The organism is Alienimonas sp. DA493 (genome assembly GCF_043951915.1).
GTDB lineage: Bacteria > Planctomycetota > Planctomycetia > Planctomycetales > Planctomycetaceae > Alienimonas.
This window is the reverse complement of the sequence record NZ_JBINJD010000076.1, coordinates 1-23,377: the sequence shown is the minus strand read 5'-3', so window position 1 is coordinate 23,377 and position 23,377 is coordinate 1. Positions and strand designations below refer to the sequence as shown.

Here is a 23,377-nt window from a genome sequence, read left to right as displayed (position 1 = left end):
CGCCGGCGTGCTCGCCGGCGGGGCGGGACTGCTGATCGGCGGCGGGGCGATCGCGGCGTTGCCGGACGGCGGCGTACTCGTCGGGGCCCTCGAACTGCTCACCGCGGCGACGCTGGCCGCGGCGGTGCGGTGCGGCTCCTGGGCCGTGCGGCCTCGTCTGGCGGTCGGTCTGGCCGCCCTGACGGCGGCCGTCTGCGTGACGAATTGGCACGAGCCCCCGACCGCCGCGACGAAGACGCTGTTCGGCGTGCTCCCGACGATCGCCCGGCAGGGCGGCGTGACCGGCCCGACGCTGGCTCACCTGGACGACGCCCGCGAATTGGCCCGGGTCGAAACGACCCGCGACGTAGCCACGCTGTTCCGCGAACAGGGCACGGTGCTGACGGTCCGGCACGCCGGGCTGCCGGAGGCCGCCGCGGCCCTTCAGCCGACGCTCGCCCCGCGGGACAGCGCCGCGGTGATGCGGGCGGTGTTGCCGCTGCTCTGGGCGTCGGCGTCCGACCGCGTGCTGTTGCTCGGCACGTCCGGGCCGACGACGACCGAAGCCGTCACCCGGTTTCCCGTGCGGGAGATCGTCGCCTGCGACGCCCGCCCGGCGGCGGTCGCCGCGCTGCGGGAGCAGCTCGTCCGGGGGCGGACGGTCGATCCGTTCGCCGACGAACGCGTCGCCCTGCTGCCGCTCGACCCGGTTCTCGCCGTCCGCGGGGCGGAGTTGCGTGAGGGGAAACGGTTCAACGTCGTCATCTCCGACCCGCCGCACCCCGGCGCGGTGGACGCCGCCGCGGAGGAGTCCGCCGCGTTCGCCCGGCGGGTCGCCGACCTGCTGACGCCGGAGGGCGTCGCCTGCCGGCGGGTCCGCACCACGGACTGCGGCCCGGCGGCCCTCGCCGCCGCCGCGGCCACTTGGCGGACGGCGTTCTCGGAAGTCCGCTGCGTCGAGGTCGGCCGCGGGGAATTCGCCCTGCTGGGGACCAACGCCCCGAACGGGCTGATCGACACCCGCCTGGGCATCCGGGCGGACCGGCCGCACGTCCGCCGGCTGATGGCCGAGTGCGGCTGGGACTGGAGCGTGCCGCTGAACCTCGCCGCCGTCGGCCCGGACCGCATCGCCGAACTGGCCGGCGACGCCGCCGCAGTCACCGCCGCCGACGGCCGGCTGGCCTTCGCCCTGCCGCGGGCGATGCAGGCGTGGACGAGCAAACCGGCCGAGGTCGCCGCGACGCTGGAGCCGGTCTCCGGCCGGCTGCTGGAATCCGCGGTGCCGGCGCTGGAGCGGCCCCGGGTCGATCATCGCCTCCAAGAGGTGATCGCCCGCCGTCAGCTGCACCTTGAATACCCGGACCGGCCGTGGGTCTACCGGAAGGAGTTGAAGAAGCGGCTCACGAAGAACGTCCGCAGCGTGATCCGGCAGACTTCCGCCGGGCCGCAGACCGTCCGTCACCCGGAGGACGAACGCCGCATCGCCTTCGTGGAGGCCCTCGCCGCGGCGACGGATCTGTCCGATGCGAACCTCGCCGCGCTCGAATCCTTCGCCGAGCCTTACGACCCGCTGGTCACCCCGGCCCTGCCGACGGAACTGGCCCGGCTGTACGCTCGCCGCGACGACCGGCCGGCGGCCCTGCTGCGGAGCCTGCTGACCGGCGTGCACCGCGCCCCCGCCGGCGACCGCGGGGTGCGGAACGTCTGCGACGCGCTGGAGGTGCTCGCGGAACACCCGGAGATCATCCCCGACGCCGGGGAGCGCTACGACACCGCCAACGGTCTGCTCCAGGTGCTCAAGCAACGCTGGGAACTGCGGGGGCAGGATCAGGCCCGGGAGGGGTGGCCGACGAAAACCGGCGTCGCCCTGCACGACGTGGCGGAGACCCTCGACGCGATCGACCACGGCTTCGCCCTGCTGGCGGGCGCCGCCGCGGAAGCCGGCGTGTCGGACGCCGATTGCGAAACCCGGCAGGCGTGGCTCAGCCGGTCGCTGGTCCGGCCGCTGCGGGGCTACCGGGCCGGCCTGCAACAGACGCACGACCGCCGTCTCTCCACCGCCGAGGCCCTCGCCGCCGAGGCCGCGGGGTACGGGAAGGGGGACGGTGACGACGAGGACGGGGAGGCAATCGAGGACCCGGAAACGGAGCGAACGGCCGCCGCCGACGAGCCTGCGGAAGAACCCGGCCGGCGCTCCGGTCTCCACTGAGCGATTGGCGGGCGCGGCCCGAGGCCGGGCGGAATCCGGCGGCGGGGGGCGGTAGGATGGGGTTCTTCCCCGTCCCCGCTCCGCCCGCCCCGCGACATGACCGAGCCGACCGTCGCCGTCGTGCTGCCCGCCGCCGGCCGCGGCTCCCGGTTGGGCGGGTCGGTGCGGAAGGCGTACGCGGAACTGGCCGGCGTACCGCTGTGGCGGCGGTCGCTGAACCTGTTCACGGCGCTGCCGCAGGTCGTGCGGGTGGCCCTCGCGGTCGCGCCGGAGGACGTGGACCGCTTCACGGCGGAGAACGGCGACCTGTTCGCGGAGCTGAACCGCGAGGGGGAGCGCGTGCTCGTGGTCGCCGGGGGGGCGGAGCGGGTGGATTCCGTCGCCCACGGGATTGAAGCCTGCGGGGACGCCGACCTGATCGCCGTGCACGACGCCGCCCGGCCGCTGGCCCCGCGGGAGGATCTGCTCGCCGTGTTCGCCGCCGCCGCGGAGCAGGGGGCGGCGCTGCTGTGCACGCCGATCGCCAGCACCGTGAAGCGGGTGCGGGACGGGCGGGTCGTGGAGACCGTACCCCGCACGGATCTGTGGGCCGCCCAGACGCCGCAGGTCGCCCGGGCCGAGCTGATGCGGCGGGCCTTCGCCGCCCGGCACGCCGGCGCCGGTTCCGCCGATCCGCCGGCGACCGACGAGGCCGAATTGCTTGAACGGGCCGCCATTCCGGTCGCGGTCGTGCCCGGTTCGGCCCGGAACTTCAAGATCACCACGCCGGCGGACTTCGCCCTCGCCGAGGCCCTCGTCCGCACGGACGCCGCCCCCGCCGAAGCCGGGGCGGCCGTCGCCCCCGATTCTCGCTCACCCCTCGCCCGCGGGAGCGCCGCCCGTGTCTGACCCGTCGTCCGGCAAGCCCTTCCGCCTGCCGTGCCCGAAGTGCGGTTCGATCCTCAAGCTGCGCGACCGCCGCGTGCTGGGGAAGGTCGGCAAGTGCCCCAGCTGCGGGCACAAGTTCAAACTGGAGGAGCCGGAACCGATCGTCGAACTGGAACTGGACGACGGCCCCGCCGGCGTGACGTTCGACCCGGCGGAGGCGTCCCCGGCCCCTGCCGAAAAGCCGGCCGCCCCGGCGGCGGGCGCCGCCGCGGACGGGGCCGCCCCGCTGCTCGCGGCGGCGGAGCCGGAAGGCTCCGTCCTCAAGCAGCGCCGCCGCAGCAAGAAACGGAACCGCACGCCGGAGATCGTCGTTGGCGTGCTGTCCGCGTTGGGGCTGGGGGCGCTGGCTTATTTCGGCAGTCAGGCGTTGAACGACGCCGGCGACGCCCCGCGGCAGGCCTCCGCGGAGGTGCAGGAGGAACGGGCCGCCCAGCGGGTGCGGGAGACGAGCGGGTTCGAGGCGACTGCCGGCGCCGCCTCGGCCTTGCCCGCGGGGGACCGGGCCGCGGAGCCGATCACCCTGCGGGCGATGCCGGCGGGGGTCTCGATGCTGGTCCACCTGCGGCCGGCGGAGCTGTGGGGGCCGCAGTGGCAAGCCACCCGCGACGCCACCGGTCCGCTCGCCCCCTGGGCCGCCGCGGCGCTGGAGGACCTCACCGGGTACCCGCCGCAGGCGTTGGAGGAGTGCACCGTCGGCTGGGTGATGGGCCCGCGGGGCAGCGTGCCGAAGCCGGCGGCGGTGTTCACCTTCCTCGACCCGCCGAAACGCTCCGAGTTGGTGCTGAACCTGCCCGGTACGTTGACGGAACAGTACGCCGTGCCGATGCAGATCGACTCCGCCCGGCAGCGGGCGATCGTGGTGTTGAACGACCCGGACGACCGGGCCGCCCCGCCGATCGGCATGGCGGTCGCCCCGGCGGAGTACGCCCCGGACCTCGACCCGACCTCCGCCCTCACCGCCCCGGCGGTGGAGGGCCTGCTGCCGGCGACCGACCGCACCGCCCCGCTGACGGCGCTGTTCCAGCCGCTCGATCTGAACATTCACCGGGACACCCTGTTCCCGGAGGCCGTGCGGCCGACGGTGGACGCGATCCACGACGCCTTCGGCGGGTGGACCGAGGCGGTGGCGCTCGGGTTCGGCCCAGCGGGGAACGGACAGGACGTGGCCGTGACGCTGGCGGTTCGGGGGACGACGGACGACGTGGCCAGCACCCTCGGGCGGACCGCGGCGACGGAACTGGAGAGCCTGCCGGAGCAGTTGCTCGGCTACGTCCGCACGCTGGCGCCAGCGACGGTCGGGCGCCAACGGCTGGTCGGCCGGTTGCCGGCGATGCTGGCGGCGACGATCAACGGTCGCGTCGGCGGCGCCGAGGGGCGGGTGTACCGGGCGGCGGTCCGGCTGCCGTCCGCCGCCGGGCCGAACCTCGCCCTGGCCTCGCTGCTGACCTGGGAGGCCGGCCTTAGCGGGCAGCGGGCCGCCCCGACGACCGTCGCCGCCGCCCCGGAGGACGACGCCACCTTGGCTGAGAAGCTGGACCGGCTGGTGGAAGTCGACTTCCGACGGAAGCCGATGCAGGAGGCGTTTCAGTTCATCGGCGAGGAGGCGAACTTCCCGATCGAACTGGACGGCAACGCGATCCGCGACGGCGGGATGACGCAGAACATGACGCAGACCTTCGCCCTGGGCAAAGCGCCCGCGAAGCAGGCGATCGCCCGGATCATGGAAAATCACCCGAAGCTCGCCGTCGTCGCCGACGCGCCGCAGCCGGGCACGTTGCTGGTCACCACCCACAAGGCCGCGGCGGCGGCCGGACAGACGCCCCTGCCGATCGGCCCCGGCCCGCCGGCGGAGTGAACGGCGGAGCCTCCATGAGCCGCGGAGCCCCATGAGCCGTCCCCCCCTGCGCAAACCGGCGACGCCGGTGCGGCGTCCGCCGCCGGCGGCGTTCCGCTGTCCGGCCTGCGACGAGGCGCTGCGGGTCCGCGGCGACGCCGTTGGCTCGGCGTTCGAGTGCCCGGCGTGCGGGGTCGGGTTGCTGCTCGGCCGCAACGACGACGGCGAACTGGCCGTCCGGCCGATGGGCGGGGCGGAGGAGCGCCCGGCGCCGCGGTGGCCGTTCGCCCTCGCCGCCTTCGGGGTGGCCTGCGCCGTGGCGGCCGGCTGGCTCGTGCTGCGGTCCGGCCCGGACCCCGCGGTTCGACCGGACCCCGCCGCCCCCGCGGAGATCGCCGCCGCCGACCCGCCGCCGGTCGAACCGGAACCGATCGAACCGGAACCGGCACCGGCACCGGAGCGGCCGGAGGAGCCCGAACCCCCGCCGGCCTCGCCGCCGGAGCCGGAGCCTCCCCCGATGACGCTCGCCCCGTCCGAGCCGCCGACTCTGCCGGAGCCGGTCCGGCCGCCGGCGACGGCCCCGCGGCCGAGCGCCGACCTGGCGGTGCGGCGGATCGAGCGCCGGCTGGACGCCCCGCTTGCCTCCTATCAAATGGCGACCGCCCGGCCGCTGCGGGAGGTCGCGGCCGACCTGGAAGACCTGCTGCGGGAACGCATCGCAATCGAGGCCCGGCCGGAGACGCCGGTGCGGCTCGACCTGTCGGGACCGCTCACGGTGCGGACGGCGCTGGAGGAACTCGCCGCCGCGGCCGAAATGAGGGCGGAGATCGACGCCGACGGGGTGCGACTGGTCCCGCAGACCGCCCCCGGTTCGCCGCCGCCGAGCGGCGCGCCCCCCTGAGCGGCGGCGGGGTTCGCCGGGCCGGCGTTCACTCGGCGGCGTTCACCGGGATCGAGTGGCTGGGGGCGGCGGCGTTCTTCTTCAGCGTGACGGTCAGCAGGCCGTCCCGCAGTTCGGCCGAGACCCCGCCCGGGTCGACGGCGGCGGGCAGGGAGACCGACCGGCTGAAGGCCCCGTGCGGACGCTCGGCGATCGTTGCGGCGGAGCCCGGCGAGGGGGGAAACGCGGGGAGCGAGCCGGCGACCGTCAGGATGCTGCCGGACAGATCCACCGTCACGCCGCCCGGCTTCACCCCCGGTAGGTCCACGCGGACGATCACCGTCTCCGGGGCGTCCGTCACGTCGACCGGCGGAAACTGACCGCGACGCGGCGGCGGCTTGATGCCGACCGTCTCCAGGGCCCGCTCGCCCTGACTGACGGCGGATTCGACCAGCCGCTCCACCTCGGACCGGACCCGGTCCACGGCGGACTGCACGGCCGATCCGTTCGGGCCGGCGGAGGCGTGGGAACTGGCGGAGGCGGAGGAGTGTCCGTTCATGGATCGTCGGCGAAACCGGGCGATGGGGTGGGAATAGGAGGAGATTCGCCGCCGCGGCGGCGATCTTCGACCGTCCCAGTGTAATCCGCGGCGTGCCCGCGGCGGGGCGGCGTTACCCTTTCGCTCCTCCCGCCCTCCCGAACCCCCCGACCGGACGCAGCGCCGCCGATGCCCGACGCCCCCCCGAATCACCGGCACGCCGCCTATCTGGGCAGCTTCGACCCGGTCACGCTGGGGCACGAGGACATCATCCGCCGCGGCGCCAAGCTGTTCGACCGCCTCACCGTCGGCGTGGGCATCAACCCGGACAAGCGGCCGCTGTTCACCCCGGCGGAGCGGGTCGACCTGATGCGGGAGGCGCTCGCCGACCTGCCGAACGTCACCGTGGCGACCTTCGACGGGCTGGCCGTCGACTTCGCCCGGCAGAGCGGGGCCACGGCGCTGCTGCGCGGGGTGCGCAGCCTGATGGACATCGAGGCGGAACTGACGATGTCGCTGACGAACCGCACCCTGGCCCCGGAGCTGGAGACGGTGTTCCTGATGGCCCACGAGAACCTCTCGCACGTCTCCAGCAGCCTGATCAAGCAGATCGCCCGCTTCGGCGGCCCGGCGGTGGCTCAGCAACTTCACCAGTTCGTCCCCCCGACCGTCGTCGGCCCGCTGTTAGAGAAATACGCAGGCGACGGGGCAGACTGACGGTTTCAGGATGAAGGAGGGAGGCGAGGGGCCGATCGCACGTCGTCGCGGGCGGGATGCCGGCGTCGGGGGAGGTGAGGAGGCCTCGCCTTTGACCTTCTCCCTCGCCCCGGAAACCGGCAACGCCCGGTTGACGGGCGGCCGTCGCGCCGATGGGCTGGGGGTTCATTTCGATTCCCGAACGAAAGCTCCCCCGATGGTTCGCACCGCCTCCACGATGCTCGAACTGGGCACCGCAGCCCCGCCGTTCTCGCTGCCCGCCGCCGGCGACGGCGGGACCGTCAGCCTGTCCGACTTCGAAGGCCAGCCGTTGCTGGTGGCCTTCATCAGCAATCACTGCCCCTACGTGAAGCACCTCCGCTCCGCGCTGGCGGAGTTCGGAAAGGAGTACGAATCCAAGGGCCTGGCGATGGTGGCGATCAGCTCCAACGACGCCGAGGAGTACCCGGACGACAGCTTCGAGAAGATGGCCGAGGAGAAGGCCGCCGTCGGCTACCCGTTCCCGTATCTGTACGACGAAGACCAGAGCGTCGCCAAAGCCTACCGGGCCGCCTGCACGCCGGACTTCTTCCTGTTCGACAAGGCCCACAAGCTGGCCTACCGCGGGCAGTTCGACGACAGCCGCCCCGGCAACGACCAGCCGATCACCGGCGGCGACCTGCGGGCCGCCGCGGAGCAGGTGCTCTCCGGCGCCCCGGTGCCGCCGGACCGGCAGAAGCCCTCCATCGGCTGCAACATCAAATGGAAGGACGCCCCGGACTACTTCACCGGTCAGCGGGCGGAGTGAACCGCTGGTGACGCCGAGGCCCCGCGGGGCCTCGGCGTTCCGTCGCCTCAAGCGGCGTGCTTCGACTCGAACTCCTGCATCGCCTCGATCAGTTTGTCGACGCCGGCGGGCGGGAAGGCGTTGTAGAGGCTGGCCCGCATCCCGCCGACGCTGCGGTGGCCCTTCAGGGTCTTCAGGCCGCGTTCGTCGGCAAACTTGATGAAGGCGGCGTCCGTGTCGTCGTCGCCGGTGACGAAGCACACGTTCATCAGGCTGCGGCCGTTCCCCTTGGCGACGGTCGGTTTGAACAGGCTGGAGCCGTCCAGGTAGTCGTACAGCTTCGTCGCCTTGGCCTCGTTGCGCTCGGCGATCGCGGTCAGGCCGCCTTCCTTCTCGATCCACTCCAGGACGAGCATCAGCACGTAGATGCCGAACGTCGGCGGGGTGTTGTAGAGGCTCTTGCCCTCGACGTAGGTCTTGTAGTCCAGCATCGCCGGGACCTCGCGGCACTTCCGCTCCAGCAGGTCGTTCCGCAGGATCGCCAGCGTCACGCCGGACGGGCCGAGGTTCTTCTGGGCCCCGGCGTACAGCAGGCCGTACTTCGAGATATCGACCGGCCGGCTGAGGATGTCGCTGCTGGCGTCGCAAACGAGAGGAGCGTCGCCGGGGGGCGTCGGCTCCGTGGGGAACTGCGTGCCGAAGATCGTGTTGTTGCTGGTGAAGTGAACGTAGGCCGGATCGTCGCTGTAGTTCGTTTCGGCGGGGGAGGGGATGCGGTCGAAGTTCGTCGCTTCGCTGCTGCACGCCGTGTGCACGTTGCCGAAGAGCTTGGCCTCCTTGGCGGCCTTCTTGCTCCAGGAGCCGGTCATCAGGTAGTCCGCCGTGCCGCCGTCCGGCAGGAAGTTCATCGGGCACATGGCGAACTGCAGGCTCGCCCCGCCCTGCAGGAACAGGACGGAGTAGCCGTCCGGCACGTTCGCGATCTGGCGGATCAGCGCCTCGGCCCGCTCGATGATCTCGACGAACGGCTTGCCGCGGTGAGAGTGCTCCATCACCCCGACGCCGGTGTCGCCGAGGCTCATCAGGTTCCGGCCGGCTTCTTCCAGCACGCTTTCCGGCAGCACCGCGGGGCCGGCGGAGAAGTTGTAGTGACGCAGGGGCGCGGACATCGGGGCGGGGTCGGGAAAGCGGGCGCGACGGATTCGACGGATTCGCGCGGCACTGTGCCGGGGCGTTCGCGGCGGGTCAACGGGACGGCCCTCACGCCCCGCGGGGCGCGGGTATCCTTCGGTTCGCCCCCGCCCGAACCCGTTCCGCCCGAAAAAGCCCGCGACCGCATGAGCGAACCCACCCCCATGATGGCCCGCTATCTGGAGGTGAAAGCCGAGCACCCCGGCACGCTGCTGCTCTTTCGCATGGGGGACTTCTACGAACTGTTCTACGAGGACGCCGAACTCGCCGCCAAGCGCCTCGGCATCACGCTGACCAGCCGGGACAAGGCCTCCAGCAACCCGGTGCCGATGGCCGGGTTCCCCCATCACGCGTTGCGGAACCACCTCTCGAAGCTGATCCGGGCGGGGCATCGCGTCGCCGTCTGCGAGCAGATGGAGGACCCGGCGACCGCGAAGGGGATGGTGCGGCGGGAGGTGACGCAGGTCGTCACCCCCGGCACGCTGACGGACGACGACCTGCTCGAACCGAACCGGTCGAACTTCCTCGCCGCCCTGCACCGGCCGAGGGGGCGGGCGGGGAAGGGGGGGGCCGTCGGGCTCTCCTGGCTGGACGTGAGCACCGGCCGGTTCGTCGCCGCGGACCTCGCCCCCGCCGATCTGGCGGACGAGTTGGCCCGCGTCGCCCCGGCGGAGCTGCTGATCGCGGAGGGGACGGAGATCCCCGAAGCCGCCGAGCGGATCGGTTCGCTCGTTACGGAGCGGCCGGCCTACGCCTTCGGCACGGACGCGGCGGTCAAACGGCTCACGGAGCACTTCGGCACCGGCACGCTGGCGGGGTTCGACCTCGACGACGCCGGCCCCGGGGTCGCCGCCGCGGCGGCCCTGCTGGAGTACGCCGCGGACACCCAGAAGGCCGCCCTCCCGCACATCACCGGCCTGTCGCCCTACCGCTGCGATGACTGTCTGCGGATCGACGAGGCGACCCGCCGCAGCCTGGAGTTGACCCGCACCCTCCGCGACGGCGACCGGGCCGGCTCGCTGCTCGACGTGCTGGACGAAACGAAGTCCCCGATGGGCGCCCGCCGGCTGGCGGATTGGCTGGCCGAACCGCTGACGGACCGGGCCGCGATCGCCGCCCGGCACGACGCCGTCGAGGACCTGCACGACGCCGCCGCGGACCGCAACGCCCTGCGGGAGGCGCTGGCCGGGGTGTACGACCTGGAGCGCCTCGCCGGCCGGGTGGCGACCCGGCGCGCCTCGCCGCGGGACCTCGCCGGGCTCTGCCGCACGCTGGCGCTGCTCCCCAAGATCAAGGACCTGCTGCACGGCCGGCACGCGGAGCGGCTGGGCGAACTGAACGAGGCTCTCGACCCCTGTCCGGACGTCCGCGAGGCCGTCGCCGCCGCCCTCACCGACGACCCGCCCATCCAAACCACCGAGGGCGGCCTGATCCGGGCCGGGTTCTCGGAGGAGTTGGACGAACTGCGGGCGCTCGCCAAGGGCGGCAAGGAGTGGATCGCCAAATACCGGGCCGAGGAGGCGGAGCGGACGGGCATCGGCAGCCTGAAGGTGGGCTTCAACAAGGTGTTCGGCTACTACCTCGAAGTCACCAGCGCTCATAAGGACAAGGTCCCCGAGGACTACACCCGCAAGCAGACGCTCAAGGACCGCGAGCGCTACATCACCCCGGCCCTGAAGGAGTACGAGGACAAGGTGCTGCGGGCCGAGGAGCGGGCCGTCTCGCTGGAACAGGAACTGTTCAACGCCCTGCGGGAGCGGGTCGCGGAGTTCGTGCCCGCCCTGCAACGCTCCGCCGGGGTGTTGGCCGATCTGGACGTGCTGGCCTGCTTCGCCCACCTCGCCGCGACTCGCCGCTACGTGCGGCCGGAACTGAGCGACGAGCCGGTCCTCAACATCACCGCCGGCCGGCATCCGGTCCTCGACGTGCTCCGCCCCGGCGGGGAGTTCGTGCCGAACGACACGACCCTCACCCCGGCGGACCGGGTGCACCTCATCACCGGCCCGAACATGGCCGGCAAGAGCACCTACATCCGCCAGACGGCCCTGATTCTGGTGCTGGCCCAGTGCGGCAGCTTCGTGCCGGCGGACGCGGCGACGATCGGCCTGGCGGACCGCGTGTTCGCACGGGTCGGGGCCGGCGACGACCTCGGCCGCGGGCAGAGCACCTTCATGGTCGAGATGACCGAGACCGCCCGCATCCTCAACGCCGCGACCGAAAAATCCCTCGTCATCCTCGACGAAATCGGCCGCGGGACCAGCACCTACGACGGCCTGTCCCTCGCCTGGGCCGTCACGGAGCACCTGCACGACAAGGTGCGGGCCCGCACGCTGTTCGCCACCCACTACCACGAACTGACGGGGCTCGACAAAGACCTCGCCGGGCTGTCGAACCGGCACGTTGCCGTCGCGGAGCGGGACGGAACGATCGTGTTCCTGCACACGATCCGCACCGGCGCCGCGAGCCAGAGCTACGGCATCCACGTCGCCAAGCTGGCCGGCGTCCCCCGCCCGGTGCTGGACCGGGCCGCGGAGGTGCTCCGCGGGCTGGAGGAGGGCGCCGCCCCGGCGACCAACGGCCACAAGAACGGCCGCCGCAAGGAGAAGCAGTTCGCCCTGTTCCAGATGGAGCCGGAGCCGCACCCGGTGGTGAACCGCTTGAAGAACCTTGATCCGAATACGATCACCCCGCTGGACGCCCTCCGCACCCTGGCGGAACTGCGCGACGAGGCGGCCGCGTAGGGGCCGCTGTGCGGACCGTTTCGCAATCGGTCGAGATCACTCGCAACGGTCCGCAGAGCGGACCCTACGACAGCACGCCCAACCGCTCCGCACACTCCCGCAGCACGGCGACGTCGCTGTCCGGCCGCTCCGGGCTGTTCGGGTGGGTGAGGTCGGTCCGGAGCCAGCCGCGGAGCTTCAGGAATTGGGCGGCGCTGTGCTTGTACCCGGCCCCCGGCGCCCGGAAGGCGAACCGGCCGAGGTACTGCAATTCGTCGTTCAGTTCGAAGAACGCCGGGTCGCCCTCAGCCCACATCTTGTCTCGCTGGGCAAACAGGTCCGGGGCGAAGGTGGACAGGCCGAGCAGGTAGTCGCTGCCCCACATTACCATGTCGATAGCGAAGTCGTTGCCGGTCATCAGGCGGAAGTCCGGCCGCAGTTCGTCCCGCAGGCGGATGCGCTCCCACTCCGGCTCCCGGTGGAAGCTGCTGTGCTTCGAGCCGACGCACCGCTTCAGCCCCAGCAGGCCGCGGAAGGTCTCCAGCGAATAGACCTTGCCGAACGCCGCCAGATCGGGGGTCAGTTCGAAGCCGATAAACTCTCCGGCCCGCTCCCCGAAGGCCTCGTAGCGGGGCAGGATCTCGGCCGCGTCGCCGGCAGTCAGGCCGTAGGACTGAAACACGACCGGCTGCCCCCCGCGGGCCGTGATGCGTTCGGCCTCGAGGGCATAGCCGTCCAGATCGAACGCCGCCCCCGGTTCGTCCTTCACGAAGGCCCCGGCGACGAAAGCTCCCCCGCCCAGCACGTCCTGCGTGCGGGTCAGCACGGCCTCGCGCTGCTTCGACGTGATCAGGTTCACGTAGCCGGTGTCCATGTTGACCGCCGGCGTGAGCCCCGCGGCGGCGGTGCGTTCCAGGTGGGCGTCGAAGGACTCCCAGTCGATCGCCCCGTCCTCCAGGAACGGCAGCAGAATGGCGGACGCCCCCCGGATCGTCCGGTTCGGTTTGATCGGCGGGAGGGCGGGGACGTCTTGGGTCATGGCGGAGCCTTCGGAGCGGGGGGCGGCAGGTTACCCGGTTGGCCGCCGCGAACCGACCCGCGACACTCCCCCGATGCCGCCCGACGCCCCCAACGCTTCCGACGACGCCGTCCTTGCCGGCCTGAACCCCCAGCAACGGGCCGCGGCGGGTCACGGCGACGGCCCGCTGCTGATCGTCGCCGGCGCCGGGACGGGGAAGACGACCACCCTGGCGGCCCGCGTCGCCCACCTGATCCGCGAGGGGGCCGATCCGGCCGGCATCCTGTTGCTGACCTTCACCCGCCGGGCCGCGACCGAAATGCTGGACCGCGTCGCCCGCCGGCTGCGGGGGGCGATGGGCGAGGCCGGCGAACGAGCCGCCCGGCAAGTCTGGGGCGGCACCTTCCACGGCGTCGCCGCCCGCCTGCTGCGGGTCTACCACGCCGCCCTGGGCCTGCCGCGGGATTTCTCGATTCTCGATCGGGGCGATACGGAGGATCTGCTCGACCTCTGCCGCGGCCGTCTGGAACTGCCCAGCGGCGGCGCCCGGTTCCCGAAGAAGGCGGTCTGCGCCGCGATCGTCAGCCGCTCGGCCAACAGCGGGGAGACGGTCGCCGAAGTTGTGGAGACCCGCTATCCGCACCTCCTCCAACACGAGGCGAACCTGCGGCGGCTGTTCGACCTCTACGACGAGGCGAAGGGGGAGCAGAATCTGCTCGACTTCGACGACTTGTTGCTCTTCTGGGAGGCCCTCGCCGCCGACCCGGAGGCCGGGCCGGCCCTGCGGTTGCGGTTTCCCCGCGTGCTGGTGGACGAATACCAGGACACCAACGTCCTCCAGGCCCGCCTGCTGAAGAACCTCGCCCCGGACGGCCGCGGCCTCACCGCCGTCGGCGACGACGCCCAAGCGATCTACAGCTTCCGGGCCGCCACGGTGCGGAACATCCTCGACTTCGCGGAGCACTACCCCCCCGCGACCGTGCTCCCGCTGGAGACGAATTACCGCAGCGTCGCCCCGATCCTGACGGTCGCCAATGCCGTGATCGCCGCCGCCGCGGAGCGGCACGAGAAAACCCTCACCGCCACCCGGCAGATCGGCCCCGCCCCGCTGGTCGTCCGCTGCAAGGACGAGGCGGAACAGGTCCGGTTCGTCGTCGACCGGATGCTGGAACTGCGGGACAGCGGGCTGGAACTCGACAAACAGGCCGTGCTGTTCCGGGCCTCGCACCACAGCCTTGCCCTGGAACTGGAGCTCCAAAAGCGGGACGTCCCCTTCAAAAAGTTCGGCGGGCTGCGGTTCCTGGAGACGGCCCACGTCAAAGATCTGCTCGCCTTCCTCCGGCTCGCCGAGAACCCGCGGGACGAGATCAGCGCCCTCCGCTGCCTCCTTCTGCTCCCGGGAGTCGGGCGGAGTCGGGCGGCGAAAGCGGTCGCCGCCCTGCGGGAGTCCGGCGGAGACTTCGGGAGTTGGAAAGCGTTAGCGGCCCCGGGCGGGGGCGTTGCGGAGTGGAAGGCGTTCGTCGAACTGATGCCCCGGCTCGCCGCGAACCGGGAGGACCTGTCGTCCCAGATCCGCCGGGTGCGGCGGCTGTACCGGCCGCTGATGGAGGCGACCTACGACAACGCCGCGGAGCGCAACCGGGACCTGGAGCAGATCGAACTGCTCGCCGGGCGGGGGCGGGACCGGGCGTCGTTCCTCGCGGACCTGACGCTGGACCCGCCCAGCAGCGCCGCGGCGGCGGCCGGGCCGCGGGAGGACGAGGAGACGGTCACGCTCTCCACGATGCACTCCGCCAAGGGGCTGGAGTTCGAGGCGGTCTACGTGTTGAACGCCTGCCGGGGCGGCATTCCCAGCGATCAGGCGGAGGACGACGCGGCGCTGGAGGAGGAGCGCCGGCTGTTCTACGTCGCCCTCACCCGGGCCCGCACGCACCTGACCATCTGCCACCCGCTCACCCGTCACCTCAAGCGGCACGGGCTGCGGGACGGGTACGGGTTCTCGGAACTCACCCCGTTCCTCACCCCGGAAGCCCTCGCCGGCTGCGAGACGCTGGCGGCCAGCGGGGAGGCGGCCGACGACGCCCCCGCGGCGCCCGCCGCGACCGTCACCGCGGCCGACGTGCGGGCGGCCATCCGGGCCCGGCGGGGGTGAACGGGGGCACGCGGCGGGCGTGGCCCGGTAGGCTGCACGTTCTTTCCCGCCTCGCCCCCGGAGTTGTCGTGATTGTGGTTCGTCCAGGCGCCCGCCCCGCCGTCGTCGGTCTTGCCGGTTTGATGTTCGGTCTTTCGCTGCTTGGCCCGGGGGTCGGTCCCGCCGGCGCCCAGCCGCCCGCCACGGGCGACGCCGGCAACGCCGCGGCGGCGGGCGCCCCGGAGCTAAACGTCTACCGCAGCCGGAGCGTGATCCTCACCACCGACCTGCCCGCGGAGAAAGCCGAGGCGCTGCTGGTCGAACTGGAAACGATGCTGGAACTGGTCGGCCGATTCTTCGGAGCGCCGCTGCGGAAACCGATTCCGCTGCTGGTCTGGCAGGACACGGCGAAGTGGCAGGGCGTGCCGCTGCCGCCGGAGGCCGCCGCGAAGATGCGGGAGGGCGGCGGGATCACGATCGGTTCGACGCTGAGCCAGCGGAACGCCTTCACCGGCCGGTTCCGGGCCACCGACGCCAGCGCCACGGCCTACGCCTCCTCCCGCCGGGGCACCCCGCTGCACGAATCCGTGCACGCCTACTGCATGCTGACGTTCGGCGGCACCGGCCCGGTGTGGTACAGCGAGGGGCTGGCGGAACTGGGCTCCTACTTCCGCAAGGACGACGTCAGCGTGCGCGTCTCCGAGCCGGTGATGAACCACCTGCAAACCGCGCCCCGGCAGACCCTCCGGGAGATCCTCGACCCGAACGCCGTCACCGGCGACAGCTGGGAGAACTACGCCTGGCGCTGGGCTCTGGCCCACGTGCTGGCCTACAACCCGAACTACCGCGACCGCTACCGCCCGCTCGGCGTGAGCCTGATGAACGACGACGGCAAGCTGACCTTCGAGTCCGTTTACGGGCCGATGGCGCGGGAGATCACCTTCGAATACAACTTTTTCCTGGACGTGCTCGAACAGGGCGTGCGGCCGGACCTGATCGCCTGGGACTGGAAGGGCCGCTACCGCCCGCTGCGGGGGGGCCGGCGGGCGACCGCCCGGTTGAAGGCGGACGCCGGCTGGCAGCCCGGCGCCGCGGAGCTGACGGAGGGCGCCGTGATCGAATACGAAGCCGAGGGCGAGTGGAGCGTCGGCCCGGACGAGCCCCGGCCCCCGCACGTGACCGTATTGGACGACGACTACGAGGAGCCGAGCGAGGACGACGTCACCGAGCCGACCGAGCCGCCGCCGCCGGTGAGCGCCGACGGCGGGGAGGACGGCCGCGGCCGGCTGGTCGGGGCGATCTTCGACCCGTCCAGCTACACGCTCGGGGAGGAGTTCGAACTCGGCGCCAGCGGCACGTTCACCGCCCCGGCGACGGGGCAGTTGGTGCTCCGCTGCCGCGACAGGTGGGGACAGTTGGACGACAACGACGGCCGCATGACTGTGCGGCTGACGGCCGTGAAGGCGGACTGAGCCGCGGCGGCTCGGAGCGGCGTTCCCGGAAAGCGAAGCGTCCCGGCCCCTGGGAGGGGCTGGGACGCTGGTGCCGCTTGTTGGGACGACGAACGAAGAAGCTCTCAGGCCACGCGGACGGGGGAGGACTTCGGGGCGTTCGGGCGGCCGTCGCCGCCGCCCTGCGGCGGGCCGTCGGCGGGGCGGTCCGGCGTGCCGCCGAACCCGCGGCCGGGGCGGTCCCGCTTGCCGGTCGGGTCGTCGGAGAGCCCGGCCTGCAACCGCACGAACTCCTCGACGGTCGTTTCGCCGCTGAGCACCTTGGCCCGGGCCTCGTCCTCGAGCGTGCTCATGCCGTTGGCCAGGGCGATCTCGCGGATCTCCCGCGTCGGGGCGCCGCGGAGAATCGCCTTCCGCACGTCGCCGTCGATCGGCATCACCTCGTAGACGCCGGTCCGGCCGACGTAGCCGGTTTGGAAGTTCTCCTCCGCGGGGATGCCGCGGACCAGGGTGACGTTCGCCCGCTCCTCCTCGGAGAGGCCGAGGATCTCCGCGGTGGCGTCGTCCGGGCTGTACTCCTCGCGGCTGCGTTCGCTGGCCCGGCGGAGCAGGCGCTGGGAGACGATGCAGTTGACCGCATCGGCGATGACGGCGGGGGGCACGTCGAACTCCCGCAGCACGTCGACGGCGCTGGCGGCGTCGTTGGCGTGCATCGTGGAGAGCACCAGCACGCCGGTCAGCGCCGCCCGGCCGGCAATGTGGGCGGTCTCCGCGTCGCGGATCTCGCCGACCATCATCACGTTCGGGTCCTGCCGCAGGGTGGCCCGGAGGGCCTCGGCGAAGCCGAAGCTCGTGCGGTTGTCGACCTGAATCTGGTTCACGCCCTCGATCCGACGTTCGACCGGGTCCTCGATCGTGACGAGGCTGCGGTGGGGCTCGTTCAGGCCGTGCAGGCCGGCGTACATCGTGGTCGTCTTGCCGCTGCCGACCGGGCCGACGGACAACACCATGCCGTAGGGCCGGTTGAGCTGGCGTTCGAGCAGTTCCTGCTGGGCCTTGCGGATGCCGAGTTCGTCGAACCGAGTGAAGTTCCCGCTTTCAGGCATGAGCCGCAGCACGAGACGTTCGCCGTGGATCGTCGGCCCGCTGCCGATCCGCACGTCCCGCTCGACGCCGGCGATGCTGTTGGAGATGTGCCCGTCCTGAGCGTGGCGGCGCTCGGTGATGTCCATCCCGCCCAGCAGTTTGACCCGGCTGATGACCTGGTTCTGGGCGTCCGAGGGCAGGCGGAGGATGTCGTGCAGCAGGCCGTCCACCCGCACGCGGACCCGCAGGTCGTTGCCGGTGGGGTCGAGGTGGATGTCCGTCGCCTGCATCTGGAAGGCGCGTTCCAACAGCAGGTCGACCAGCGGGCCGGGGCCGACGACGTCCGCCAGCTCGCGCAGCTCCGCCTGGAGGGCCCGCTGCTCGGAGGGGTTCCGCCGCGGCCGGGCGGGGTCGCTCGCCTGCGGACGGTCGGCGTTCGGGGCGTCGGTACTCACGGGGGCGATCCGGCGGGAGGCGGGGGAACGGGGGGCGAGTGAAGCGGGGCGGACGGGACGGGGGAACGGTCGACGGGCCGGACGCGGCGGCGTCGGTCAGTCGCGGACGGAGTCGGCGGAGAGGACTTCGGTGGGGCGCTGGGACTCCGGCGCGCCGGAGCCGATCAGGGCCGCGTCGTCGATCTCCTCTTCTTCCGGCTCCACCGACTCGGCGGCGGGGTCGGCCGGAGCGGGATCCGGCGTGGCGGCCGGGTCGGCGGGATCCGGCTCTCCGGGCGGGGCGGCGTCGGGGACGACGAGGTCCGCGGAGCCGTCGGCGTCGGCGTTCAGGTCGAGTCCCCGGTTCGGTTCGAGGACCAGGCCCGCGACCAGCAGGGCCACGCTGCACAGCAGCACGCCCACGCCGGTGAAGCGGGGCACGCCGAGATACCAGGCCAGGGCGAGGGTCCCCAGCACGATGCCGAGCACCGCCCCGGCGAACAGGGCCGCCTTCAACGCAACGGCCGGCAGCAGTTCCGGGGCGAGGAACATCAGGATCAGCGCCGCGGCGCTCAGCAGGACCGCGGCGACGCCGCAGGCCGCCAGCAGCCCGCCGCCCCCGGCGGAGTCGGACGCGGCGTTCCCCCCGACGGTCGCCGACCGGGCCGGCCTCGCCTGGGCTCGCACGTCGAGGTGCTTCCGCGCCTGCTCCCGGGAGGTGACGATCGTCCAGCGGTCGGCCAGCCCCGCCAGCTGGAGGACCTCGCCCACCAATTCATGGTCGTTCACCACCGCGAACTTGCCGCCCTGCTGCTGAGCGGCCTTCCAGATGCGCACCACCAGGGCCACCATCCCGCTGCCCATGTGGGCCAACGGCGTCAGATCGACGATCACCTGCGGCTTATCCCGGTCCAGCACCCGGTTTTCCAGGCTGGACCCAATCTCCTCCACGTCCGCCCACGGCACCTCCGCCAACTCCGGGAGCAGGGTAATGATGAGAAGATTGCCGTCCTGCTCGAACCGGCAGGCGCGCTCGGTGGCCACAGGCGGGACCTCGCGGTGTGAAGATGGGGCGGAGGGGAGAACGGGGCCGAACGGCGCCGCGGATGCGTTCCGAGGGTATCGAAACGACCCCGGGGCGACAGCGTTTCCGGAATGGTAGGCAGTTCCCCGTGAAGATTTCATTGAACACGCACGCGCCGCCGGCGTCGTCGGCGCTCGCCGCGCCGATCGCCGGGAGAATCCCCCGGCCGACCCCGACGCGTCCGTCCGCCCCGCAGCGCCCGAGCGGCGCGATCCGGAGCGCCGCCCCACCCCGAACAGCCGCCGCCGTCCGCACGGCCGTCCCGCTCCGAACGACCCGTCGGGGCGGTTGGCGCGGTCCTGTGGGGGGGAGCGAACGACGTGCACCCGGGGGGCCGGCGACGCCGATCGCAGTTTGACAGGCCCGCGGCCCCCCCGCACGATATTGGCCTCCCGCGACGGAATCCCGTCGCTTTCCCCGCGTCCCCGCACCGTATTCCCCCATGGCTCGACTCGGCAAACCGTTGGCGGTCGCCGCGTTCGTGCTCTGCGTGCTGTTCTGCGGGTTCGCCGCGGCGATCAGCGCCGGCGGGCAGAACTGGGACGCCCGGGCCGCGGAGTTGGACGAATTCTCCATCACCCCCGTCGGCGGCGGTGATCAGCCGATCCGGTATCAGGTCACCGACCGGGTGACGACGGAAACGGTGACGACCGCCGACTCCCTGCCCGCCGCCGTCGTCGCGGCCTACCGGGAGAAGACGACCCGCACCCAGGCCGAACGTCAGGCCCTGCAGGACCGGGTCGATCGGATGGAGGCGGAGGTTCCCCGCCGCACGCAGTTGAACAAGGCGGACCTGATCGCGATGGACGCCCGCATCGCCGCCCAGCAGGCGGAGTACGAGGAACTCACGCGGGAGGTGGAGGAACTCACCGCGGAGGGCGCCCGCCTCGCCGCCCAGGCCGAACAGCTCCGCTCCGAAGCCGCCACGCGGGCCGAGGACGCCGACCGGCTCGACGCGGAACTCGACGCGATCCGGACCGACGCCTACCGCATCGATGAACAGATCGAAGCTCTGAAGGATCGCCTGGTACGGCTGGAGGGGGCGCTGGCCCGGGCGGAGCGGCGTCGTCAGCAACTCACCGAACGCCTCGAATAACCTGCCCCGCCCGAGTCGCCCGCCCCGCTGACGTCGGCCGCCGTCGTCGGCGGGCGCTCCGCGACCCGTCGCCGCGCCCGTACACTTTCCCGTCCGTCTCCCCTCGCCGCCCCCCGCCATGACCCTGTTCGGCAAAATCCTGATCGGGCTGATCCTGGCCCTCAGCCTGGTGTTCGCCTCGCTGTCGGCGGCGGTCTACTCCGCCCAGTTCAACTACCGCGAGGCCTTGAAGGCGGAGAAGGAGCGGTACGCCGCGCTGGACACGGAGAAGAACGACCTCGAAGAACAACTGCGGGTCGAGATCGGCGACCTGCAGGCCGAGTTGGCCCAGGTGATCGACGAGCGGGACCGTCAGACCCAGACCGCCACCCAGCTCGCCGAGCAGAACGAACTGCTCCGGGGCGAACTGGCGACGACCAATACCGCCCTGAACGTGCAGACGGCGGACACCGAGATCGCCCAGGCCGAGGCTGAGGACCGCCGCGTCGAGGTGCTCGCCGGCCGCCGGCGGACCGCGGACCTCTCCGAGAAGTTCGTCGAGGCCGAGGCCGAGATCGCCGCCCTCACCGACGAGAGGTTCAGCCAGTCCGTGACCATCGCCCAGATGACGCAGACCAACAACCGGCTGTTGGACGAACTCGGCGCCCTGCGGGCCCAGCTTCGCGAACTCGGCGTCGCCCCGAACGCCTCCTACACCGGCTCCGAAGTTCCTCCGGACGTCTCCGGCAAGATCACGGCCGTCGAGGACCGCGGCAGCGCCGGCACGAAGGTGTCCATCTCCCTCGGCAGCGACGACGGCCTTCGCCAGGGCGACGAGTTGGAGGTCGTCCGCATGACCGGCGGCGGCAAGTACGTCGGCAAGATCCGGCTGACCGAGGTCTACTACGACTACGCGATCGCCAACCTCATCTCCAAAAACCCCACTGCCACCGTGAAAGAGGGCGACGATGTCAAGACCCGACTCTAGTCCCGAACCGGGCGTCTACGACGTGCTGTTGGCCTGTGCCGTCGGCGCGCTGGCCTGCGGGATCATCTTCCTGGTCCTGCACCTCGGCTCCTACGGCTGGCAGATCGCCCCCTGACCGGGCCGATCCGTCGCAGCCGATCCGCCGCACGACCTCGGCCCGAGCCGGAGCGAACGCTCCGGCTCGGGTCGTTTGCTGCGCGGCGACTTCTGCCCAAATCGCCCTTCGCGCCGCCCCCTCCCGAGAACGACAACCCTCGGTTCGCGCCCGAAGCGTTTCTCCGCACCCCCGCACGAACCGAACTTTCCCCCTCGCATGTGGCGGCGGCTGACCCGCACCGTCCGGCCGGATTTGGCCGTGGACCTCGGCAGCGCCCGCTGCCGGGTCGCGGTCGCCGGGGACCGTTCGCCCGTGCCGCGGCTGATTGACGAACCGACGGTCGTCGCCGTGGCCCGCGGCGGACGCCGGGTGTTGGGTCGCGGGGCGGCGGTGGGCCGACTGGCCAGCCAGACGCTCGGCCGCACCCCGGCGGGGGTGGACGCGGTGCGGCCGATCGTGGGCGGGGTCGTGGCGGACTTCGACCTCGCCGAGGCGCTGTTGGCCGTGCTCATTCAGAAGGCCCGCCGCGGCCGTCGCGGGCCCCGCAGCCGGGTGCTGCTGACGGTCGCCGGCGGCCTGACGCCGGTGGAGCGCCGGGCGGCGGTCGGCGTGCTGGAGCGGGCCGGGGCCGGGTCGGTCGGTCTGCTGGACGCCGCCCGGGCCGCCGCGCTGGGGGCGGGGCTGCCGGTCAGCGAACCGATCGCCAGCCTGATCTGCACCGTCGGGGCGGCGACCTGCGAAGTCGCCGTGCTGAGCCTCGGCGACCGCATCGCCGGCCGTTCGATCCGCACCGGCGGGGACGACTGGGCCGTCGCCGTAAAGGAGCACCTGCGGTCGGTCCACGGGTTGAAGATCGGCGCCGAGACCGCCGCCCGCGTCGTGCACGAGGTCGGTTCCGCTGCCCGCACCGGGGACGAGGCGACGACGGAGGTCAGCGGCCTGGACGTCGCCGGCCGGGTGCCCCGGACCGTGGCCGTTACCGCCGAGGAGATCCGCGACGCCCTCGCCGATCCGCTGGAGAAGATCATCACCGCGATCGCAGAGACGGTGGAGGACTGCGGCACCGAACTGGTCGCCGATCTGGCCCGCGGCGGACTCACCCTGTGCGGCGGCGGGGCGAACCTGCGGGGGCTGGACCGCTATCTCTCCGACCGGCTGAACCTCCCGGTCCGGATCGCCCCGGACCCCGGCGCCGCCGCCGTTCGCGGGGCCGTCGTGGCGCTGGAGAACCGGGACGTGTGGAAGCACTGGCTGACCCCCGCGGCGAGGGCCGCGTGAGCGGACGGCCCGACGACTCCCCCCGCCGCGGTCCGTGGCCGACGCTGGCGGCGCTCGCCCTCGGGGCGCTGCTCGCCGCCGCCCCGCCGGGCGTCGAGGTGATCCTCCGCGCCCGGCTGCACGACCTCGCCGGTCCGGTCCTCGCCTGCCTGCCGGCCGTTCCCGTCCCGGCTGCGGGGAGTGAGGAAAACGGCGAGGAGCCCGTGGCGGAACTCGCCCGGGAGGTGGCCCGGTTGCGGACGGAACTGGCCCGCCGCCCGGCGGACGACCCGGCGGACCGGCTGGTCGGGCCGCTCTGGCTGACGGCCGCGACGCTCGGCACGGCGGAGCGGCGGGGAGCCGTCGCGGAACTGCTGGTGGACCGCGTCGGTCGAGAGGCGGCCGCCGAGGACGCGGAACTGTTGAGCGGCGGACTGCCCGTGCTCGACGCCGGCGCCGACCGGCAGGTGCACGTCGGCGACCTCGTCGTGACGGACGGGGCCGTCGCCGGCCGGATCGCGGCGGCGGGCCGCTGGACGGCGACGGTGCGGCCGGTGACCGACGCCGATTTCCGCCTCGCCGTCGCCCTGCCGGGCGGCGGGGAGGAGGCGACCGCGGTGCTGGCCGGCGACGGGCGGGACGGCGCCGTTCTGCTGCACGTCCCCACCGCCGCGACCGTCGCCCCGGGCGCCGTCGTGACCTGCGAAGCCGCGGAGACCGGCGGCGCGGCGCTGCCGGTCGGCGTGGTGGCGGCGGTCGAACCGGCCGCGGCGGACGGCCGGCGCCGCATCCGGGTCCGTCCGCTGGCGAGCCTCGCCGAGGCGGTCGGTTCCGTGGAGGTCGTCCGGGCCGGGTTGAACCGGCGCCGCGTCGGGGCGGGGGGGGGCCTGCCGTGAACGACGCCGCCCCCGCTCCCGTGAAGGAAGCCGCGCTCACGCTGGCGGCGGCCGCCGTCCTGTTCCTGCTGTTCTGCGGGGAACTCCGCTGGGGCGCCG

General features: G+C 72.8%; 19 protein-coding genes. 14 read left to right on the top strand and 5 right to left on the bottom strand.

Annotation, left to right across the window (positions count from 1 at the left end):
- The 4 genes from ACG2DA_RS12870 to ACG2DA_RS12855 all read left to right on the top strand — a co-directional run.
- Nucleotides 1-2,188, top strand: a 2,188-nt coding sequence (locus tag ACG2DA_RS12870; RefSeq protein WP_395256123.1) for a hypothetical protein, incomplete at its 5' end; no start/stop codon positions are given.
- 96 nt (nt 2,189-2,284) lie between these two features.
- Complete coding sequence (gene ispD / locus ACG2DA_RS12865; protein WP_395256122.1) at nt 2,285-3,076, top strand: 2-C-methyl-D-erythritol 4-phosphate cytidylyltransferase; 792 nt, start codon at nt 2,285-2,287, stop codon at nt 3,074-3,076.
- Nucleotides 3,069-4,970, top strand: coding sequence for a hypothetical protein (locus ACG2DA_RS12860; protein ID WP_395256121.1), 1,902 nt, complete (start codon nt 3,069-3,071; stop codon nt 4,968-4,970). Before ispD ends, ACG2DA_RS12860 begins: the two co-directional genes overlap by 8 nt.
- A gap of 31 nt (nt 4,971-5,001) precedes the next feature.
- Nucleotides 5,002-5,850, top strand: a complete 849-nt coding sequence (locus ACG2DA_RS12855) for a hypothetical protein (RefSeq protein WP_395256120.1) — start codon at nt 5,002-5,004, stop codon at nt 5,848-5,850.
- 28 nt (nt 5,851-5,878) lie between these two features.
- Here ACG2DA_RS12855 and ACG2DA_RS12850 read toward each other — a convergent pair whose 3' ends face one another.
- The gene (locus tag ACG2DA_RS12850; RefSeq protein ID WP_395256119.1) at nt 5,879-6,388 is read right to left on the bottom strand and encodes an Hsp20/alpha crystallin family protein; all 510 of its coding nucleotides are present in this window, start codon (nt 6,386-6,388) and stop codon (nt 5,879-5,881) included.
- A 168-nt stretch (nt 6,389-6,556) separates the two neighbouring features.
- Here ACG2DA_RS12850 and coaD point away from each other — a divergent pair, with 168 nt between their 5' ends.
- Nucleotides 6,557-7,084 (top strand): pantetheine-phosphate adenylyltransferase, encoded by a 528-nt coding sequence (coaD, locus tag ACG2DA_RS12845; RefSeq protein WP_395256117.1) that lies wholly within the window; start codon nt 6,557-6,559, stop codon nt 7,082-7,084.
- 196 nt (nt 7,085-7,280) lie between these two features.
- Nucleotides 7,281-7,871 carry a thioredoxin family protein gene (locus tag ACG2DA_RS12840; RefSeq protein WP_395256115.1) on the top strand — a complete coding sequence of 197 codons (591 nt, stop codon included), beginning with the start codon at nt 7,281-7,283 and terminating at the stop codon, nt 7,869-7,871.
- A 47-nt stretch (nt 7,872-7,918) separates the two neighbouring features.
- Here the strand turns inward: ACG2DA_RS12840 and serC are convergent, their stop codons facing one another.
- Nucleotides 7,919-9,019 carry a 3-phosphoserine/phosphohydroxythreonine transaminase gene (gene serC / locus ACG2DA_RS12835; protein WP_395256113.1) on the bottom strand — a complete coding sequence of 367 codons (1,101 nt, stop codon included), beginning with the start codon at nt 9,017-9,019 and terminating at the stop codon, nt 7,919-7,921.
- A gap of 168 nt (nt 9,020-9,187) precedes the next feature.
- Between serC and mutS the strand changes: the two genes are divergently transcribed.
- Nucleotides 9,188-11,782, top strand: a complete 2,595-nt coding sequence (gene mutS / locus ACG2DA_RS12830; protein ID WP_395256111.1) for a DNA mismatch repair protein MutS — start codon at nt 9,188-9,190, stop codon at nt 11,780-11,782.
- A gap of 64 nt (nt 11,783-11,846) precedes the next feature.
- Here the strand turns inward: mutS and ACG2DA_RS12825 are convergent, their stop codons facing one another.
- Nucleotides 11,847-12,800 carry a dihydrodipicolinate synthase family protein gene (locus ACG2DA_RS12825; protein ID WP_395256109.1) on the bottom strand — a complete coding sequence of 318 codons (954 nt, stop codon included), beginning with the start codon at nt 12,798-12,800 and terminating at the stop codon, nt 11,847-11,849.
- A 73-nt stretch (nt 12,801-12,873) separates the two neighbouring features.
- Here ACG2DA_RS12825 and ACG2DA_RS12820 point away from each other — a divergent pair, with 73 nt between their 5' ends.
- Nucleotides 12,874-14,931, top strand: a complete 2,058-nt coding sequence (locus ACG2DA_RS12820; RefSeq protein ID WP_395256108.1) for an ATP-dependent helicase — start codon at nt 12,874-12,876, stop codon at nt 14,929-14,931.
- A gap of 122 nt (nt 14,932-15,053) precedes the next feature.
- Nucleotides 15,054-16,382, top strand: a complete 1,329-nt coding sequence (locus tag ACG2DA_RS12815; protein ID WP_395256106.1) for a hypothetical protein — start codon at nt 15,054-15,056, stop codon at nt 16,380-16,382.
- A 104-nt stretch (nt 16,383-16,486) separates the two neighbouring features.
- Here ACG2DA_RS12815 and ACG2DA_RS12810 read toward each other — a convergent pair whose 3' ends face one another.
- Both ACG2DA_RS12810 and ACG2DA_RS12805 read right to left on the bottom strand, forming a co-directional pair.
- On the bottom strand, nt 16,487-17,902 hold the full coding sequence (locus ACG2DA_RS12810; RefSeq protein WP_395256105.1) for a GspE/PulE family protein: 1,416 nt from the start codon (nt 17,900-17,902) through the stop codon (nt 16,487-16,489).
- Between the two features lie 96 nt (nt 17,903-17,998).
- Complete coding sequence (locus tag ACG2DA_RS12805; RefSeq protein ID WP_395256102.1) at nt 17,999-18,925, bottom strand: STAS domain-containing protein; 927 nt, start codon at nt 18,923-18,925, stop codon at nt 17,999-18,001.
- Between the two features lie 482 nt (nt 18,926-19,407).
- On the opposite strand from ACG2DA_RS12805, the gene ACG2DA_RS12800 reads away from it, so the two are divergent.
- The 5 genes from ACG2DA_RS12800 (at nt 19,408) to ACG2DA_RS12780 (ending at nt 23,278) form a co-directional block, all read left to right on the top strand.
- Nucleotides 19,408-20,061 (top strand): hypothetical protein, encoded by a 654-nt coding sequence (locus ACG2DA_RS12800; RefSeq protein WP_395256101.1) that lies wholly within the window; start codon nt 19,408-19,410, stop codon nt 20,059-20,061.
- Between the two features lie 118 nt (nt 20,062-20,179).
- The gene (locus tag ACG2DA_RS12795; RefSeq protein WP_395256100.1) at nt 20,180-21,028 is read left to right on the top strand and encodes a hypothetical protein; all 849 of its coding nucleotides are present in this window, start codon (nt 20,180-20,182) and stop codon (nt 21,026-21,028) included.
- Nucleotides 21,009-21,143 carry a hypothetical protein gene (locus ACG2DA_RS12790; RefSeq protein WP_395256098.1) on the top strand — a complete coding sequence of 45 codons (135 nt, stop codon included), beginning with the start codon at nt 21,009-21,011 and terminating at the stop codon, nt 21,141-21,143. The genes ACG2DA_RS12795 and ACG2DA_RS12790 overlap by 20 nt, the downstream gene beginning before the upstream one ends.
- A gap of 198 nt (nt 21,144-21,341) precedes the next feature.
- Complete coding sequence (locus ACG2DA_RS12785; protein WP_395256096.1) at nt 21,342-22,403, top strand: rod shape-determining protein; 1,062 nt, start codon at nt 21,342-21,344, stop codon at nt 22,401-22,403.
- Complete coding sequence (locus ACG2DA_RS12780) at nt 22,400-23,278, top strand: rod shape-determining protein MreC (protein ID WP_395256094.1); 879 nt, start codon at nt 22,400-22,402, stop codon at nt 23,276-23,278. The genes ACG2DA_RS12785 and ACG2DA_RS12780 overlap by 4 nt, the downstream gene beginning before the upstream one ends.
- The last annotated feature ends 99 nt before the right edge of the window (nt 23,279-23,377 follow it).